This window comes from Rahnella perminowiae (assembly GCF_019049755.1).
Lineage (GTDB): Bacteria > Pseudomonadota > Gammaproteobacteria > Enterobacterales > Enterobacteriaceae > Rahnella > Rahnella perminowiae.
Window position 1 is genome coordinate 1 of the sequence record NZ_JAFMOS010000553.1, and the last position, 17,871, is coordinate 17,871.

Annotated in this window: 14 protein-coding genes; 4 read left to right on the forward strand and 10 right to left on the reverse strand. The window is 52.3% G+C overall.

Annotated features, from left to right (window positions below; genetic code table 11):
* Nucleotides 1-30: 30 nt before the first annotated feature.
* The 7 genes from dauA to J1785_RS13920 all read right to left on the reverse strand — a co-directional run bounded on the left by dauA (nt 31) and on the right by J1785_RS13920 (nt 8,633).
* Nucleotides 31-1,698: a C4-dicarboxylic acid transporter DauA gene (gene dauA / locus J1785_RS13890; RefSeq protein WP_129951337.1), complete on the reverse strand. Its 1,668-nt coding sequence runs from the start codon at nt 1,696-1,698 to the stop codon at nt 31-33.
* Nucleotides 1,699-1,870: 172 nt separating this feature from the next.
* Nucleotides 1,871-3,430 (reverse strand): serine hydrolase domain-containing protein, encoded by a 1,560-nt coding sequence (locus J1785_RS13895; RefSeq protein WP_217219582.1) that lies wholly within the window; start codon nt 3,428-3,430, stop codon nt 1,871-1,873.
* A gap of 74 nt (nt 3,431-3,504) precedes the next feature.
* Entirely contained in the window at nt 3,505-4,278 is a 774-nt protein-coding gene (locus J1785_RS13900; RefSeq protein WP_129951335.1) for an ABC transporter ATP-binding protein, read from the reverse strand.
* Nucleotides 4,275-5,105, reverse strand: coding sequence for an ABC transporter ATP-binding protein (locus J1785_RS13905; protein WP_217219586.1), 831 nt, complete (start codon nt 5,103-5,105; stop codon nt 4,275-4,277). The genes J1785_RS13900 and J1785_RS13905 overlap by 4 nt, the downstream gene beginning before the upstream one ends.
* Nucleotides 5,105-6,031: an ABC transporter permease gene (locus J1785_RS13910; protein WP_129951334.1), complete on the reverse strand. Its 927-nt coding sequence runs from the start codon at nt 6,029-6,031 to the stop codon at nt 5,105-5,107. The genes J1785_RS13905 and J1785_RS13910 overlap by 1 nt, the downstream gene beginning before the upstream one ends.
* Nucleotides 6,028-7,041, reverse strand: coding sequence for an ABC transporter permease (locus J1785_RS13915; protein ID WP_129951333.1), 1,014 nt, complete (start codon nt 7,039-7,041; stop codon nt 6,028-6,030). Before J1785_RS13915 ends, J1785_RS13910 begins: the two co-directional genes overlap by 4 nt.
* Nucleotides 7,038-8,633 carry an ABC transporter substrate-binding protein gene (locus tag J1785_RS13920; protein WP_217219583.1) on the reverse strand — a complete coding sequence of 532 codons (1,596 nt, stop codon included), beginning with the start codon at nt 8,631-8,633 and terminating at the stop codon, nt 7,038-7,040. The genes J1785_RS13915 and J1785_RS13920 overlap by 4 nt, the downstream gene beginning before the upstream one ends.
* A gap of 237 nt (nt 8,634-8,870) precedes the next feature.
* On the opposite strand from J1785_RS13920, the gene J1785_RS13925 reads away from it, so the two are divergent.
* Entirely contained in the window at nt 8,871-9,983 is a 1,113-nt protein-coding gene (locus J1785_RS13925) for a dipeptidase (RefSeq protein ID WP_129951331.1), read from the forward strand.
* Between the two features lie 77 nt (nt 9,984-10,060).
* Here J1785_RS13925 and ydgH read toward each other — a convergent pair whose 3' ends face one another.
* Entirely contained in the window at nt 10,061-11,014 is a 954-nt protein-coding gene (gene ydgH, locus J1785_RS13930) for a DUF1471 family protein YdgH (RefSeq protein ID WP_217219584.1), read from the reverse strand.
* A 537-nt stretch (nt 11,015-11,551) separates the two neighbouring features.
* Between ydgH and pntA the strand changes: the two genes are divergently transcribed.
* Together pntA and pntB are read left to right on the forward strand one after the other, a co-directional pair.
* Nucleotides 11,552-13,081, forward strand: a complete 1,530-nt coding sequence (gene pntA / locus J1785_RS13935; RefSeq protein ID WP_129951329.1) for a Re/Si-specific NAD(P)(+) transhydrogenase subunit alpha — start codon at nt 11,552-11,554, stop codon at nt 13,079-13,081.
* Between the two features lie 10 nt (nt 13,082-13,091).
* Entirely contained in the window at nt 13,092-14,483 is a 1,392-nt protein-coding gene (gene pntB / locus J1785_RS13940) for a Re/Si-specific NAD(P)(+) transhydrogenase subunit beta (protein ID WP_217219585.1), read from the forward strand.
* Nucleotides 14,484-14,546: 63 nt separating this feature from the next.
* On the opposite strand, the gene uspE is transcribed toward pntB, so the two are convergent.
* Both uspE and J1785_RS13950 read right to left on the reverse strand, forming a co-directional pair.
* A complete protein-coding gene (uspE, locus tag J1785_RS13945) occupies nt 14,547-15,503 on the reverse strand; it encodes a universal stress protein UspE (protein WP_129951327.1) in 957 nt (318 codons plus the stop codon).
* Nucleotides 15,504-15,637: 134 nt separating this feature from the next.
* Nucleotides 15,638-16,393: an FNR family transcription factor gene (locus tag J1785_RS13950; RefSeq protein WP_013575564.1), complete on the reverse strand. Its 756-nt coding sequence runs from the start codon at nt 16,391-16,393 to the stop codon at nt 15,638-15,640.
* Between the two features lie 440 nt (nt 16,394-16,833).
* Here J1785_RS13950 and J1785_RS13955 point away from each other — a divergent pair, with 440 nt between their 5' ends.
* Nucleotides 16,834-17,859, forward strand: a complete 1,026-nt coding sequence (locus tag J1785_RS13955; RefSeq protein ID WP_217138662.1) for a TerC/Alx family metal homeostasis membrane protein — start codon at nt 16,834-16,836, stop codon at nt 17,857-17,859.
* Nucleotides 17,860-17,871: the final 12 nt, after the last annotated feature.

Sequence of the window (17,871 nt, forward strand, 5' to 3'; positions counted from 1 at the left end):
CCGGTCGCCTTTGTCGTTTACCGCGCAGAGTTATAACGCATCCTGTAAGGAGCTGTGGAAACTTAGCTTGCCTTCAACCGGTTGCATTCTCGCGCGGGCGAGTGTTTTCAGCGGCTGGAAAGGGATCTCTGCGATTCGCAGTTCCGTGCCCGGCGGCAGGGTATTGATGAAATGGCGTAATGCACTGACGCCACCGGCATCGAGCACGGCCACACGATCCCACACCAGAACGATGACTTTCTTACCTTCACTGCGTACCTGCAATTCACTGAAGATACGTTCCGCCGCAGCAAAGAACAGCGGGCCATTGATCCGCAGAACCAGCGCATCTTCGGGAGTTTCGGACAGGACTTCGGTCAGGCGGGTGAGTTTGGCAATACGGCGCATAAACAGCAGCGACGCCATCACGATACCCGCAGTAATCGCGATCACCATGTCGAACAGTACCGTCAGGCTCATACAGGTCAGCATCACCAGAATGTCGTCTTTTGGCGCGCGGCGCAGTAAATCCACCACTTTATGCGCTTCGCTCATATTCCATGCCACCATCAGCAACAGCGCCGCCATCGCCGCCAGCGGCAGCCAGGAAAGCAGGGGTGCCAGAATGAGCAGCGCGAGGATCACCAGCAGCGAGTGAATAATGGCAGAAACCGGAGAGGTTGCACCCGCGCGAACGTTAGCCGCAGAACGTGCAATCGCCGCTGTGGCGGTGATGCCGCCAAAAAAGGGGCTGATCATATTGCCGATACCCTGACCGATCAGTTCATTATCCGAATGGTGTTTTTTGCCGGTCATGCCATCAAGCACGACGGCGCACAGCAGTGATTCAATCGCGCCCAGCATCGCCATTGAGAACGCTGCCGGTAACAGCGCCTGCACCAGCGTCCAGCTCAGCCCCCCGCCGCCGTTTTGTGTCCACGGCAGGGTGAACTGCGGCAGAATTGACGGAATACCGTTGCCCTGCGAACCGTCAGGCAGCAGGAAATGAAAGCGTGAACCTATGGTGGCAATCGGGTGTCCTGCCTGCATGAAAATTGCCATCACCGCACAACCAGCCAGCAAAGCCGGAAGATGGCCGGGCACACGCAATCCCAGTTTTGGCCAGAAGATTAATATACCAAGAGTCACAATGCCTGTGGCGGCATCGCCAATATCCAGCGTGGGCAGCGCCATTACCAGCGCCGCCACTTTACTCAGATAATGTTCCGGCACTGTCGCCATCGTCAGACCAAAGAAATCTTTGAACTGCATGGTACCGATGGTGATCGCAATACCGGAGGTGAAGCCGAGGGTGACAGGCAGCGGGATGTATTCAATCAGCCTGCCAAAACGCGCCATCCCCATGAGAAGAAGCATGAAACCTGACATCAGCGTAGCCAGCAATAAACCGGACAAGCCGAACTGTTGCGACACAGGGTAAAGAATAACAACAAACGCCGCCGTCGGGCCCGAAACACTGAAGCGCGAGCCACCGAAAACAGCGATGACAATCCCTGCAATGGCCGATGTATACAGCCCGTATTGCGGTGGTACACCGCTGGCAATTGCCAGTGCCATTGCCAGCGGGATGGCGATGATCCCCACAGTAACGCCGGCAATGGCATCGTTGAGTAAACGTTGAAGCGTATATTTTTCACGAAAACAGGCGTCTATCAGTGCGCTGAAAGGCCTGATATGGCGTCTTCCTGAAGTATTCATAGGATGTAAATCACCTGACAGAAAAATGGATATGAACCCGGTACTCCTTCACCGGAAAAAGAGTAGCCTACGCCTTTCAGGCCCGCATCGCGCAGACATAAATCAAGCTTGGCATGAAAAAAACGCCACCAGACGTGCTCCGGGGGCGTTCTGCAGGATGATTGTACAGAAGTTATGTTCCCGGATGCCAGGTGCTGCGGCACTCATCACGGCGGAAATTCAATACACGGCTACGGTTGGAGATGAGTTTTACCGTGTAGCCCTGGAAATACAGGCAGAAGTTTTTCTTCCACGGACCGTCAGGAAGTTCCACCAGTAAACGTCCCGCACCCAGCGAAGTCAGCTGACCACTGGCGCGTAACGTGCCGACACCGATAAGCAATCGATCGCCTTCAATATCAAAGGCGGCTTTCGATTGAGGATGATACCAGCGTCCCTGTACCATTTTCAGACAATCGTTGGGTTCCACGGGAGTGAAATAACGTGGTGCATGGCCGATCTCACCCTGAATGGCGATGCCGTTCCAGCGCAGACGCATCGGCATATGCGCGGAAAGCGTGATGGCTTCGTCGACATCCGCGCCCTGATACAAATTATCCGCTGAACCGAGATAACTGGCAGTGCCGTTGCTCACTTTCAACCAGTAAGGCTCAGCCGCGCTGGAATATAAGCCATCCGGCAAAGCATGACTGCGTGCCGGAAGCGGCGTCGCTAACAGTGACGACATGACGTCCAGCGCGTGGGTAAAGGCCGTGGTGTCTTCGCGGTTAGAGACCAGCGCAATGCCTGCGTCAAGCTCAGGATGGAGCAGGAAATAGGTTTTATAACCGGCATGGGAACCCCCGTGGCCGTAAACCCTATGTTCACCGATTTGTGTCGAGGTGATGCCCAGTCCGTAAGCGGAGGGAATATTGCCATGCAAATAGCGTGGTTCTGTCAGTGTTTTCAGTACGCCCGCACCGGGTCCGCTTTGTGAAAGCAGGCTTTGCAGCCACACTGAAAGCGAACGCAGGCTGCCGGTGAGGCTGCCGGATGCGGACAAATGCAAACCCGCGACAGCTGTTTTCCAGCCTGTTGTGTCCTGCCAGTAACCGGGGACCAGATCCGGGACGATATCGAACCAGGTTTCCGGGGCATGAAAGACGATACCCAGCGGCTGCGCGATATGCTTTTGCAGCAGATCCTCAAACAAAATGCCTTGTTGTTTGAGGATCTCTTCTACCAGCCGGTAACCGGTATTGCTGTAGGAAATTTCAGTACCTGCCTTGAAGTTCAGCGCGCCGTCCTGCGCCAGAAATTCCATAATGGCAGCGGCTTCGCTGACGTTGTAAACCGAAATGCCCAGCAGAGAGAGGGTTTCCCGCACGTCCGGCAAACCGCCTGTCATGTCCAGCGCCTGCCCGATAGTGACCCGAGACATCGGCGCTTTCAGTTGCGGTAAATATTGGCCGAGGGTATCACTCGCCGAAAGACCGGCATGGCTTTTCAGCAAAGCCAGGGTGGAAAAAATATGTTTCGTGACTGAGGCATAGCGGACAACAGAATCGATACTAAAAGGTATTGAGGTGCTGAGATTTGCCAGTCCGCCGGTCGCGAAACCACGGAGAGCTTTACTGTCGAAAAGGGTGATTGCACCCCCCGGTTCACCGGGTTTATCCCAGTTCCGGGTGATACGCTTTGCTGTTTCTTCAGCCGCCTGCCACTGTAATGCAGACTGTGCGGTGGATGTCATTAATGTCTCCTGACTATCTTTCAGTGAAAAAGTGGGCCGCCCGTGAAATCCATAAACCTTCCGTGCAGGAAGGTTTATTCGGGTTCCTCTAAACTGAGACTTAACGATCGCAACTCAGCGGTATGCGGATGGCTGACGTTGCCCATCCGTAAATCGTCCGCGCTCAGAAGTTCGACCATTTCACCACCAATCATCACGCCAATGCTGGTGCAAAGATGCGTTACGACAGCCAGATTGTGACTGACCAGAATATAAGTCAGTTTGCGGCGCTCACGCAGGTCGCTTAGCAGATTGAGGATCTCAGCCTGCACTGAAACATCCAGCGCCGAGGTCGGTTCATCGAGCAGTAAAATTTCCGGTTCTGAAATCATCGCCCGCGCGATAGCGACCCGCTGGCGTTGGCCGCCGGAAAGCTGATGCGGGAAGCGAAAACGCACCGCCTGTGGCAGGCCAACTTCAGCCAGCGCATCAGTTATGCGTTTTTCGATATTCAGAAACCCGTGCACGATCAACGGTTCGCTGAGGATGCGGTCAATGGTCTGGCGCGGGTGCAGCGAGCCGTACGGATCCTGAAATACCATCTGTACGCGGCGGAAAAAGCGTTTCTGACGCACCGGCACCTGGTCTTCGCCGCCAATGGTCATCCCACCGGACCATGCCTGATTTAACCCTGCCAGCGCGCGTAAAATTGTGGATTTGCCCGAACCGCTTTCTCCTACGATGCCGAAACATTCGCCGGGTGCGACACTGAAACTCACGCCTTTCACCACCTCGGTATCGCCGAACGCGATGCGCAGGTTATTGAGGATAATTTTGCTGTTATCTAAAGGGGGGGATTCTACTGTCATGAGGTTTTCCATGCTTCGTCACGTACCAGCACCGGCAGTCTGTCCCGCGGATGTTTGAGCGACGGCAGACATTCCAGCAGTCCGCGCGTGTAAGGATGTTGTGCTTTGAGCAAATCACCCGCCTGTAACGTTTCGACAATACGCCCGGCGTACATGACGGCCATGCGGTCGCAGAATTTCGACACCAGAGGTAAATCATGGCTGATCAGAATCAGCCCCATACCACGACCGGACACCAGGTCATCCAGCAGACGCAAAATCTCAGCCTGCACGGTGGCATCCAGTGCGCTGGTCGGTTCATCGGCAATCATCAGCTCCGGATCCGGTGCCAGCATCATGGCAATCATCACGCGCTGGCCCATGCCGCCGGAGACTTCATGTGCATAACGGCCCGCGACTTTGTGCGGATCACGGATACGCACCTGATCGAGCAGTTCTATGGCGGCATTCATCGCCTGTTTTTTCGAGCCTCCTTTATGTGTTTGCCAGGCTTCTGCCACCTGTTTACCAATCGGCATCACCGGATTCAATGAATACTTCGGATCCTGCAAAATGAAACCCACGCGCTTGCCGCGGATCTGACGCATTTGCTTTTCGCTGGCATTGCGCAGATCGATGCCGTCGAAAGACAGCGTTTCGGCGCGGCACTTTGCAGCGGAAGGCAGAAGGTTCATCAGGCAACGTGCTGTCAGGGATTTACCGGAGCCACTTTCGCCCACGATCCCAAATTTCTCCTTGCCCAATGACAGCGATACGCCGCGAACGGCGTCGAAACTGCCGCTGTTGGTCTGAAATGTAATATGCAAGTCTTTAATATCAACCAGCATCATTGCTCCTTAGGATCGAGAACGTCACGCAGCCCGTCGCCGAGGAAGTTAAACGCCAGAGAGGTCACAAAAATGGCTATGGCCGGAATTAACGGTACCCACCATTCACTGAACAGGAACCGGCGGGCAGTGGCTATCATCGCGCCCCATTCCGGTGATGGCGGCTGAGCGCCCATGCCTAAAAAGCCCAGACTGGCGGCAGTGATAATGATCGAACTCATGTCGAGTGTGATACGCACTACCAGGCTCGGCACACACAGCGGCATAATATGGTGCAGCACGATGCGGGCTGGTGTCGCACCGGTCAGACGGCAGGCGGCAATGTAATCCGTGCCGCGCACCTGCATGGTTTCCGCGCGCGCAAGGCGGGCATACGGTGGCCAGGCCGTGAGGGCGATAGCCAGAATGGCGCTTTCGATACCGGGTTTCAGCGCAGCTACAAAGGCCAGTGCCAGAATCAGGCGCGGGAAGGCCAGAAAGATGTCGGTGATGCGCATCAGGATGCGATCGAGTAAACCGCCGGCATAACCCGCCACGCAACCGATCAGCAAGCCTAACGGGGCGACGATCGCGACTACCACGATCACCATACCGAGCGTAATCCGGCCACCATAAAGAATGCGGCTCAGGGTGTCGCGGCCCAGTTCATCGGTGCCCAGCCAGTGCAGGGAAGAGGGTTTCGCCAGACGGTGCGCCAGGTCTTGTACACCTGGGTCATAACTGGTCAGCCAGGGGGCGCAGAGGGAAACCAGCAAGACAAGCAGCACGGTGAACAGGCCGGTGACTGCCAGAGGATTTTTACGCAGGCCAAGCCAGATACGGTAACGGCGGCCCCAGACGGCTTGCGTACGGGTGTGCGGCGTATCCGCCAGCAGCCAGGCGCGGCTGCCCGCGCGGGGTTGAGGTGTGACAGGAAGAGTGCTCATTTTACGCGGGGATCCAATAGTCGGTAGAGAAGGTCAGCCAGCAGGTTGAGCAGCACATAAATCGCGCCAATCAGCAACGTTGAGCCGATCACCGGATTCATATCCGCGTTCATCAGCGACACGGTGAGATATTGTCCAAGACCCGGCCAGGAGAAGACGTTTTCTGTGACCACGGCACCTTCCAGCAAACCTGCGTATGTCAGGGCCAGCACGGTGATCAGTTGTACGCCGACGGTGGGGAATGCATGTTTCCAGATAACCCGTCGCGCCGGGAGGCCTTTGGCGCGGGCGGTGATCACATATTCGCCGCCCAACGCGTTGAGCATAAAAGTGCGGGTCATGCGGGTAATGTAGGCCATGCTGAAATACGCGAGGATCAGAACCGGCTGCACCATATGAGCGAGCGCGTCCCAAAATGCGCCCATATCACCCGCCAGCAGAGAATCGACCGTCAGTAAACCGGTCACCTGTGGGATCATATCCTGATAGATGATGTCCTGGCGCCCCGGTCCCGGCGCGATACCCAGCGCGGAGTAGAAAATCAGCAGGCTGAGCAGGGCCAGCACGAAAACCGGCAGCGAGTGACCGGCCAGACAGACCACGCGGATGGTCTGATCAATCCAGCTTCCCTGACGGGTAGCGGCCCAGACACCCAGCGGAATACCGACAATGGCGGCGATAATGATCGCCGCTGTGGCCAGCTCCAGCGTGGCGGGGAAAAACCGGGCGATGTCCGTAGTGACCAGATTGGAGGTCAGGGCGGAGCGCCCTAAATCACCGTGGAATACCTGACTGAGATAATGGAAAAACTGCAACCAGAGGGGCTGATCCAGCCCCATTTCATGACGAACCCGTTCGACGACTGCCTGCGGGGCGTTATCGCCAACCGCAGCCAGAACCGGGTCCGTCGGCATGACGCGACCAATGAAAAAAGTCACAACCGACAGACCAAACAAAGTAAGACAAACGCTGATGCAGGTACTCAGAAATCCTTTGAGTCTCTTGCTCACGCTTTAACAACCTTCTCGTAGGGGCTGGTGCTCATTACAGTTAATACCACGCCGGAAATCACGTTGCGGCAGGCGGCGGTCATGGTCGGTTGCAGCATGATGGCAAACGGGCTGTTTTCCATATGTCTGGTCTGCAATTCTTCATACAGTTTGATGCGGGTGGCCGGATCCGATTCTTTCAGCGCTTTGGTGCTGAGATCTGAAATTTCTTTATCCTGCCAGCTGCAGCGCCATGCCAGTGTGCGACTCTTGGCTTTGTCGGTATTATCGGGATTGCTGCAGAAGGCTTCGGCGTTAGAGTTAGGGTCAAAGTAGTCCGCGCCCCATTGGGTCATCGCCAGTTGTTGCTGACGCGCACGCATTTTGGTCAGGACCTGACGACTTTCCGCTGCCAGCAGCGTGACTTTAATCCCGACTTCCGCGAGGTTTGACTGCAATGCCTGCACAATGTCAGAAGAGGGTGAGGCGGAGTAGTGATCTAATGTAATTTCAAAACCGTTAGGGAAACCGGCCTCGGCCAGCAACGCTTTGGCTTTAGCCACATCACGTTTGTACATGATGGTATTCACTGCCGCCGGGAAACCTTCCGGCAGGAAGCTCTGATGGATTTTATGCGTCAGCGGCACGATATGCTGCTGGATGTTCTCGTAATCGATGGCCCATTTGATCGCCTGCCAGACCTGCGGTTTAGCCAGATTCGGATGTGCGGTATTGGCAGACAGCATAAAGGTACCGGCGATACCTTTTTGTACCAGCGTGAAGTTTTTGTCGTTGATCAGCGGACGTAACTGCTCGGTGGTCAGGTTCCGGGCGATATCCACATCGCCTTTTTGCAGCATCAGCAACTGTGCGGAAGGGTCAATGATATGACGCATAATGATGCGCTGGATCTTGCCCGCGTGCGGGTTGTTTTTGTTGCTTTCCAGAATCACAGATTCGCTGACTTTCCAGTCGCGCAGTTTGAACGCACCTGAACCGGCACTGTTTTTCTTCAGCCATCCGTTACCCAGATCATCTCCGGTCTGATTCGCCAGACAGGCAGATTTTTGCACGATGCTGCCGACGTTGGCGGTCAGGCAATAGAGCAGGAAAGATTCAGATGCCGGTTCAGCGGTTTTAATCACCAGCGTTTCGGCGTCAGGGGCGGTGATCAGGCTTTCGACGTTATCTTTAGTGTAACCAAACTGGTTAATAATATAGGCCGGGCTTTTATCAAGTTTTACCACGCGTTGCAGGGAGAAAGCGGCGTCTTCTGCGGTGACCGGTTTGCCATCGGCCCATTTGGCTTTCGGATCCAGCTTGAAGGTAAAGGTTTTTTTATCGTCAGAAGCGGTCCATGAAACAGCCAGATCACCCTCGATTTCATCAGGGGACGCCAGTTTAGGTTTCACCAGTTGCTGATACATATTGCCGGTAATTTCACTGCCCACGGATTCGAAGCTTTCATGCGGATCAAGGCTGGTAACGATGTCGAGCTGGATGGCCATGACCAGTATTGATGCCGGAGTGGCAGCAAACACGGCATCAAACTTCAGGTAGGACAGCACAGGTATTGCGGAAAAACCGGTAACAAATTGACGCCTGGTAACCATAACTACTCCCATGAGATTGATATATAAAAGTAAAATTAAAAATTACAGTGCCATACCCTTGACTTAATTCCGGGCAACGGGCTTAAATGAAAAACACGTCGTCGACATCTCATATCGAAAACGCATTTGAAGCGTACTGTCTTTGTTCAACGCTGGTGCAGCATGACGGTCTTACTGCACCCCGCACGAACAAATCTCCGTTGTCTTAGTCATGCTTAATCAAAGGTAGAGCTTTTTATGAATAACGTAGCGCACGGAACTGAAGAATTAATGCCGGTTTTTGATGGACATAACGATGTGTTGCTGCAGCTTTGGACAGCACATCGCCAGGATCCTGAGCGTGCATTCCTTCAGGGACCCGCCAGCGGGCAACTGGACCTGCCGCGCTGTCGTGAAGCAGGCTTTGCTGGCGGGCTTTTCGCCGCCTGGGTGCCGACTCCTGATGTTGATCTAGCAAATAGCGTGCCGGATCGTTCAGTGGATACGCGTTTTCTGCCGGAAGGTACTCAAAAACATCCTGATTTTTCCCCGACACCTTCTTTCGATTTTGCACGTGATGTCACATTTGGCATGATGGCATTCCTGCTGAGAATCGAAGCGCAGTCGCAGGGGAAGGTGAAAATTTGCCGCACTGCGCAGGAGATCAGACAGTCAATGGATAATCATGCTTTAGCAGTGGTTATGCATATTGAGGGCGCCGAGGCGATTGATGAGGAGTTGTATAATCTCGATGTGCTTTACAGCATGGGGTTGCGTTCTCTGGGGCCGGTATGGAGCCGGCCTAACATTTTCGGTGAGGGTGTCCCGTTTAAATATCAAACCTCACCGGATACCGGGCCGGGGCTGACGGAGGCGGGGGTGCGTCTGGTGAAAGCCTGTAACCAGAAACGCATCATGATTGATCTCTCTCATCTCAACGAAAAAGGGTTCTGGCAGGTGGCTGAGTTAAGTGATGCGCCGCTGGTGGCGAGCCATTCCAATGCATTCAGCATCTGCCCGCAGTCACGTAACCTGACCGATCAACAACTGGGAGCAATCAGAGAAAGCCAGGGGTTCGTCGGGCTGAACTTTGCGGTGCCATTCCTGCGCGAAGATGGCAAGCGCAGCGATGATACCGGCACCGATATCATGGTGCGTCACGTGGATTATCTGCTTGAACACCTGGGTGAGGACGGGGTCGGATTGGGATCGGACTTTGACGGAGCTTCAATGGCGCCGTTTTTAAAAGATGTGCGCGGGTTACCGGTGCTGGTTGAAGCGTTGCGCAAAGCGGGCTACGGCAAGGAACTGCTGGAAAAAATCTGCTACAAAAACTGGGTGAACGTGCTGGAGCGTACCTGGGGAAGCTAATCTGACCAGAAAGGTTCTCGCGGTAAAAAAAGAAAAGGCAGCCACCGGGGCTGCCTTTTTGCTGCTGTTATTCAGACTTATTTGAAGAAGTCTGCGCTCACAGTCAGGTTGCCGCCGCTTTTGTTCTGCCACTGGCGGGTAATGTGGTAGAACTTGGCGCCTTTGGCCGCTGCACGGTTCGCGACTTCTTGCGAAACATCCGTGGTGCTGTTGAAGTGGCCGGTGAAAGTGGTGGAATCAAACGGAACCATCTGAGCGGCGGTCACGTCATTCACTTCCTGAATCTTAGCACCGTTAGTAGCAGTCACCGTGTAGCGCTGACCGGTTGAGGATTGTGTCTCAAAGAAACGGCCGACATCACGGCTTGGGCTACCAGAGGAAGCCACGCCGGGGATCTCAACCCTGGCTGCTGCTGCACCGCCTGCTGCCAGTGCTGCTTTACCGGCTTCAGAATCAGCAGGGATAGCATCCGGAGACTGGACAACACGCTTTTGCGCATCTTTCTTGTAAATAAATGCAGTGATGTACTGATTGCCGCCGCTGTTGGCATCAATCTGGCGAACGATGAAGAAGGAATATGCCCCTTTTTCTTTCGCTGCTTTCGTAATGGCATCGTTGACGTCTGGCTGGCTGCGGTAGAAACCGTTAACTGTGACGGTATCGAAAGGTTCGAGGCCGTAAGCAACGTCTTTAGGCAATTCAACCACCCCGTTGATAACACGATAGTGCGGATCTTTGCTGATTTCTGGCGCATCTTTTTTATAGATGTCTGCAACTACGCGCCAGTTGCCGCTATTGTTAGTGCTGTTGGTATCCTGAATATAAAAATAATCTGCACCCAGCGTATCGGCACGGCGGGAAACGGCGTCAGCGGCGTCGCCCAGCGTGTTGAACCGCCCGGTAATAACAATGCGATCAAAAGGCTTGATGGCTGCTGCTTTCTGCGGGCTAATTTCCTGCGCGGCATGTACAGCAGACAGTGCAGAAACAGAAAACAGGGCCGATGCGATGATCGTTTTTGTCAGCTTCATAAAAATCCTTTCACCTTGCGCAGTAATGTTGAAACGTGCTGAATTTTTGATGTGTAACAGGTTAGCGGCCGATTATTGCATGTAACAATGCCGAGTGTCTCAGCAATTTATGGCAATAATGCGAGCACGTACGACATATCACATTACTTTTTTCACTACACATAACGTATATAAGTTTGTTGAATAATCCAGGTAGTGAAATAAATGTTAATTATTCACTATTTTCTAACTTCTATGCCCACCATGAGCGGGTTAAGGAAGGGGGGAGCTGAGTGATTGATCCGGCGTTATGCGCGTTATAAGGTGGATTAAAGGCTTGGTTCTCAAGGTTTGCAGCAGGTTTGCGGACTATATCAATTTTTTTATTATTAATTACCTGTCTATCACTGTGATACGTAGATTATTGATTAGATATTCAGTAGGTTATAACCAGCCTGAAAAAATAAAATTCGGTGACGGCTATTAACCGACAGGCTTGTACGTGATTTGTTATGTCGATGACAAAATCATCAATGAAAAGGGTGAAGGGAATAAATTATGCGTATTGGTGTACCAAGAGAGCGGTTGACCAATGAAGCCAGGGTCGCAGCCACACCGAAAACGGTGGAACAGTTGCTGAAGCTTGGCTTTACGGTCGCTATCGAACAGGGGGCCGGTAAGTTAGCCAGCTTTGAAGACTCTGCGTATGAACAAGCGGGGGCGACGGTCGTCAGTGGCGATGATGTATGGCAATCCGATATCGTGTTGAAGGTGAATGCGCCTGAAAACGATGAAATCGATAAATTACAGGCAGGCACCACGTTAGTCAGCTTTATCTGGCCTGCGCAAAACCCTGAGCTGATCCAAAAACTGGCCGACCGCCAGGTGACCGCAATGGCTATGGATTCCGTGCCACGAATTTCCCGTGCGCAATCCCTCGATGCCCTGAGTTCAATGGCTAATATCGCCGGTTATCGTGCGATCGTTGAAGCGGCGCACGAATTTGGCCGTTTCTTTACCGGGCAAATCACCGCTGCGGGTAAAGTACCTCCGGCAAAAGTGATGATTATCGGCGCCGGTGTGGCCGGTCTGGCTGCTATTGGTGCGGCAGGTAGCCTCGGTGCTATCGTCCGTGCGTTCGATACCCGCCCTGAAGTGAAAGAGCAAGTCCAGAGTATGGGAGCTGAATTCCTCGAGCTGGATTTCGAGGAAGAAGCGGGCAGCGGTGACGGTTATGCCAAAGTGATGTCCGAAGCGTTCATTAAAGCGGAAATGGCGCTGTTTGCAGCGCAGGCCGAAGAAGTGGACATTATCGTTACGACGGCGCTGATCCCTGGCCGTCCGGCACCGAAGCTCATTACCCAGGAGATGGTCGCATCCATGAAGCCGGGCAGTGTGATCGTCGATCTGGCTGCTCAGACCGGGGGTAACTGTGAACTGACCGTCGCCGACAAAATTACCACCACTGAAAACGGCGTGAAGATTATCGGCTATACCGACTTGCCAAGTCGTCTGCCTACGCAATCTTCCCAGCTTTACGGCACCAACCTGGTTAACCTGTTGAAGCTGCTGTGCAAAGAAAAGAACGGTGAAATTGAGATTGATTTCGAGGATACCGTTGTGCGCGGCGTAACCGTGGTCAGATCCGGTGAAGTCACCTGGCCTGCACCGCCGATTCAGGTATCTGCTCAGCCTCAGGCTGCGAAAGCCGCAGAACCGGTTGCCAAAGTTGAAGCCAAACCGGCGTCGCCGTGGACCAAATTCATCATTATGGCGGTAGCGATTGTATTGTTTGGCTGGCTGGCGAATGTGGCTCCGAAAGAGTTCCTTTCCCACTTTACCGTGTTCGCGTTGTCATGCGTGGTCGGTTATTACGTGGTGTGGAATGTCAGTCATGCGCTGCATACTCCGCTGATGTCGGTCACTAACGCCATCTCAGGGATTATCGTGGTCGGTGCCGTACTGCAAATTGGCCACGGCGGTTGGGTGAGTTTCCTGTCCTTCGTCGCGGTTCTGATTGCCAGTATCAATATTTTCGGCGGATTCACCGTCACTCAGCGCATGCTGAAGATGTTTCGTAAGAACTAAGGGGTAACATATGTCTGGGGGTTTAGTAACAGCAGCATATATTGTTGCCGCCATTTTGTTTATTTGCAGCCTTGCGGGGCTGTCGAAACATGAGACATCGAAGCAGGGTAATATTTTCGGTGTTACCGGGATGGCAATCGCGTTAATCGCGACTATCCTCGGGCCAGACTCCGGCAATGTTGGCTGGATCATCGTTGCTATGGTGATAGGCGGTGCGATTGGTGTTTATCTGGCACGAAAAGTCGAAATGACCGAAATGCCTGAGCTGGTGGCGATATTGCACAGCTTTGTGGGTCTGGCCGCAGTTTTGGTAGGCTTTAACAGCTATCTGGATCATGGTGCAGTGCCGATGGAAGGCGTGATGGAAAATATCCATCTGACCGAAGTGTTTCTCGGCATCTTCATCGGCGCAGTGACCTTTACCGGATCGATTGTGGCGTTTGGCAAACTGCGGGGGATTATCTCTTCCAAACCGCTGGCGTTGCCACACCGTCATAAACTGAATCTGGCGGCGCTGGTTGTTTCCTTCCTGCTGATGGTGATGTTTGTTCGCACTGAAAGCACCGGACTTCAGGTTCTCGCATTACTGATCATGACCGTGATCGCACTGGCGTTTGGCTGGCATCTGGTGTCCTCAATCGGCGGCGCTGATATGCCGGTTGTGGTTTCCATGCTGAACTCCTATTCCGGTTGGGCTGCGGCTGCAGCGGGTTTCATGCTCAGCAACGACTTGCTGATCGTCACCGGTGCGCTGGTGGGGTCTTCCGGTGCGATCCTTTCTTATATCATGTGTAAAGCCATGAACCGTTCATTCATTAGCGTGATTGCAGGTGGCTTCGGTACTGATGGTTCTTCTACCGGTGATGCTGAAGAGATGGGTGAATATCACGAAGCCAGCGCGGAAGAAGTGGCTGACATGCTCAAAAACGCCAGTTCAGTGATCATTACTCCTGGCTACGGAATGGCAGTTGCTCAGGCACAGTATCCGGTACATGACATCACCGCGAAATTACGGGCAAAAGGTATCAAGGTGCGTTTCGGTATTCACCCTGTTGCAGGACGACTGCCGGGACATATGAACGTATTGCTGGCCGAAGCAAAAGTGCCGTATGACATCGTGCTGGAAATGGATGAGATCAATGATGATTTCAGCGATACCGACGTTGTGCTGGTTATCGGGGCCAATGACACCGTGAACCCGGCTGCACAGGAAGATCCGCGCAGTCCGATCGCGGGTATGCCAGTGCTGGAAGTATGGAAAGCGCAGAACGTGATCGTATTTAAACGTTCAATGAATACCGGTTATGCCGGTGTGCAGAACCCGCTGTTCTTCAAAGAAAATACCCAAATGCTGTTTGGTGATGCCAAAGAAAGCGTAGAGAAAATTCTGCGTGCATTGTAATCACCCTCAGTAATGAAAAAGGCCAGTCAGTCGACTGGCCTTTATTTATGCATGAATCAGATTTTATTCGTCTTCATCTTCTTCGTCATCGGGCGTAATAGGGCATTCGAAATCATCCGGTTTGATTGCCAGCAAATCGCATTTCAGATGGTCGATCACCTGCTCGGTTGTGTTACCTAAAAATGCAGCGGAAAGGCCGGTGCGGCCAATAGCGCCGAGAACAACGACACCCGCCTGCAAATGCTCTGCAAGGTCAGGAATGACTTCTTCGGGCAGACCTTTTTCCACATGCGTGAACTTCTCATCCAGCTGGAATTTTTGACGCAACGCTTTCATCGCGATCAGATGCTGACCGCGGATTGCATCGTTATACACGCTCGGGTCAAAATCGGGCAGTTCGATAGCAATGTTGATAGGGGTAACCGGATAAGCGCCCACCAGATGTACTTCCGTCTGGTTAACGTGAGACGCCAATTCAATAGTTTCTTTCACCAGCTTAATGTTGAGCGGATCGTGATAAGGCTCTTCGCTGGAAAGGTTGACGGCAACAACCGCTTTGCCACCTTCCGGCCACGGCTGGTCTTTCACCATCCACACCGGACACGGACATTTACGCAGCAAGTTCCAGTCTGTCGGGGTGAAAATAACTGACTCAAGGCGATCGTGCTGATGGGCCATTTTTAACAGCAAGTCGTGATGTGAGGAAACGACTTCCTGAATAATGGCTTCGAAAGGTTTGTTATGCCAGACAACTTTGATATCAATGGGAATGCCCGCTTCGATATAATACCGACACTGTTCTTTAATCCATTCTTCCCGTTCGCTGATCACACTTTGTCGCATACTGGTCCGTTCGTCTGGCGACAGCATAGTGGTCATCTCATAGGAGAAGTCATAAATGGACAGAAAGGCTTTAATACGGCCGCCATTACGTTGCACCAGATAAACGGCACGACGCAGTGCGGGTTGGTCATCCTGATTGGGGTCTATAGCAACCAGTAAATTCTGATACTTAGCCATGGGGACTCCTTAACACCTGTAAAAGAACGGCGGTCAGTGTATTAAGTACAGAGTAAACCAAGATTAAGCAATCGGACAGAGGAGAAATTGAGTCGGATCAACAAATTATTGCTTGCAGATCCGATTCACAATTATCAGGCAGAAACCGGGGCCGACTGACCGGCTAACTGAGAAAGCATTTCATGATTCTCAATGGTGATATATTTACCTTTTACGCTCAACATTTCTGATTTCTGGAAACGGCCGAGTAAACGGCTGATGGTTTCCACGGTCAGGCCGAGGTAATTACCGATGTCGCCACGGGTCATGGTCAGGCGGAATTCGCGCTGTGAGAAACCACGTTGTGCAAAGCGGCGGGAGAGGTTGTAGATAAATGCAGCCAGTCTTTCTTCCGCATTTTTCTTCGACAACAGCAGGATCATATCCTGGTCGCCTTTAATCTCACCGCTCATCAGACGCATCATTTGCTGGCGCAGATTCGGCATTTTTCCTGAGAGATCGTCGAGGGTCTCAAACGGAATTTCACAAACCATGGACGTTTCCAATGCTTGTGCAAAACTTGGATGCTGTAAACCACCAATGGCATCAAAACCCACTAAATCGCCCGCGAGGTGGAAGCCAGTGATTTGCTCATCGCCTTGCTCAGTGATGGTGTAACTTTTAATGGTGCCGGAACGAATCGCATATAAAGACTTCAGTTCATCACCGGCTTTAAACAATGCCTGACCTTTTTGGATCGGCTTTTTCCTTTCGATAATGTTGTCTAACTGATCGAGTTCATGTTCGTTCAGGGTGAAAGGAATACAAAGCTGGCTGATGCTACAGTCCTGACAATGGATTGCACAGCCACCAGACTGGATACGTCGAATAATACGCTTTTCCGGGATCATAAGAGTCACTCTGGCAATATTGATATGGGTCAATTTTAACATCTTTTGCAGCGAGTGATAAGTGGCTGTAAGGTGCTAAAAGGGCGAAATGTTAAAAAACCCCGTTTTTTAACGGGTTTTTTTTCTAATTATTTTGATCTGCACGAAGAATTGAAGCTAATTGAGAATCAATGAGCTTAAAAGCGGGATCAATTTATTAAGCAAATGAATATTGAGATTTAAGAAAATAAGTCGAATGAATCAATTTAAGAGAGGAAATGTGAACTTCAATATCCGTCTGGGGGCGGTATCGGTCAGATTTTTTGAATCCTGGCAGCAAAAAAACGCCCCGGATTATGGCATAAAACGCCGTGGCGGATCGACTTTGATACCCATTCACCTCACAACCGCTTACAATGCCTTAATTCGTTTAGCTTTCGTTTACTTTTAGGAAAGGTGTAATGCAGTCTGATTCTCTGGGGTTTCCGTTTGAAACCACGATCGTTTTTATTGTTGTAGCCGTTGCGGCATTGCTGACCGACATCTTTGCCCACCGCAGTCATAAGCCTATCGGCCTGATAAGTGCCTCCCTCTGGACCGTATTCTGGATCGCTGTTTCTCTGAGTTTTGCCGGATTTTTATATATTCACCACGGGAAGGAAGTCGCCAGTCTTTTCCTCACCGGTTATGCACTGGAACAGGTACTTTCCATTGATAACCTGTTTGTGATTATGGCCATTTTCGCCTGGTTTAAAGTACCGGATGGCTATCGTCACCGCATTCTTTACTGGGGGGTGATTGGCGCGATTGTTTTCCGCGGCATTTTCGTGGTGATTGGTACCGGTTTGCTGGCACTGGGGCCCTGGGTAGAAATGGTATTTGCGGTGGTCATTCTCTGGACCGCTATTCTGATGATGCGCGCCGGGAAAGATGATGAGGAAACTGATGATTACTCTGATCATATTGCCAACCGACTGGTGCGCCGTTTCTTCCCGGTATTTCCTAAACTGGTGGGGCCACATTTTCTGGTCAGCAGTGAGCAGGTAGAAGCTGAACTGGCAAAGCCTGAAAATCAGGGATTCAGTTTTACCGTGAAGAAGGGCATGCGCTATGCAACGCCGTTATTGCTGTGCATCGCCGTGGTAGAAATTTCCGATCTGATGTTTGCCTTTGACAGCGTGCCCGCGGTGATCGCTGTCAGTCGTGAACCCCTGATTGTGTATTCCGCAATGATGTTTGCCGTTCTCGGTCTGCGTACGATGTATTTTGTGCTGGAAGCGCTGCGTAAATATCTGGTGCATCTGGAGAAATCAGTAATTTTCCTGCTGTTCTTCGTGGCTGCCAAACTGGCGCTGAACGCCAGTAATCACTTGTGGCATCATGGTATTGAAATCAGCGCATTAGCCAGCCTTTATGTGGTGCTGGGCGTTCTGGCGTTAGGTATTATTGCCAGCTTACTTTTCCCCGGAAAAAAAGACGCCGTATAACACAACCCTGAG

Bases quoted from the DNA above. Each gene is read 5' to 3' on its own strand.
- pntB (WP_217219585.1), top strand. From the start codon at position 13,092: ATGTCTGGGGGTTTAGTAACAGCAGCATATATTGTTGCCGCCATTTTG.
- J1785_RS13955 (WP_217138662.1), top strand. From the start codon at position 16,834: ATGCAGTCTGATTCTCTGGGGTTTCCGTTTGAAACCACGATCGTTTTT.
- uspE (WP_129951327.1), bottom strand. From the start codon at position 15,503: ATGGCTAAGTATCAGAATTTACTGGTTGCTATAGACCCCAATCAGGAT.
- pntA (WP_129951329.1), top strand. From the start codon at position 11,552: ATGCGTATTGGTGTACCAAGAGAGCGGTTGACCAATGAAGCCAGGGTC.
- J1785_RS13925 (WP_129951331.1), top strand. From the start codon at position 8,871: ATGAATAACGTAGCGCACGGAACTGAAGAATTAATGCCGGTTTTTGAT.
- J1785_RS13895 (WP_217219582.1), bottom strand. From the start codon at position 3,430: ATGACATCCACCGCACAGTCTGCATTACAGTGGCAGGCGGCTGAAGAA.
- J1785_RS13900 (WP_129951335.1), bottom strand. From the start codon at position 4,278: ATGACAGTAGAATCCCCCCCTTTAGATAACAGCAAAATTATCCTCAAT.
- dauA (WP_129951337.1), bottom strand. From the start codon at position 1,698: ATGAATACTTCAGGAAGACGCCATATCAGGCCTTTCAGCGCACTGATA.
- J1785_RS13920 (WP_217219583.1), bottom strand. From the start codon at position 8,633: ATGGTTACCAGGCGTCAATTTGTTACCGGTTTTTCCGCAATACCTGTG.
- J1785_RS13910 (WP_129951334.1), bottom strand. From the start codon at position 6,031: ATGAGCACTCTTCCTGTCACACCTCAACCCCGCGCGGGCAGCCGCGCC.
- J1785_RS13905 (WP_217219586.1), bottom strand. From the start codon at position 5,105: ATGCTGGTTGATATTAAAGACTTGCATATTACATTTCAGACCAACAGC.
- ydgH (WP_217219584.1), bottom strand. From the start codon at position 11,014: ATGAAGCTGACAAAAACGATCATCGCATCGGCCCTGTTTTCTGTTTCT.
- J1785_RS13950 (WP_013575564.1), bottom strand. From the start codon at position 16,393: ATGATCCCGGAAAAGCGTATTATTCGACGTATCCAGTCTGGTGGCTGT.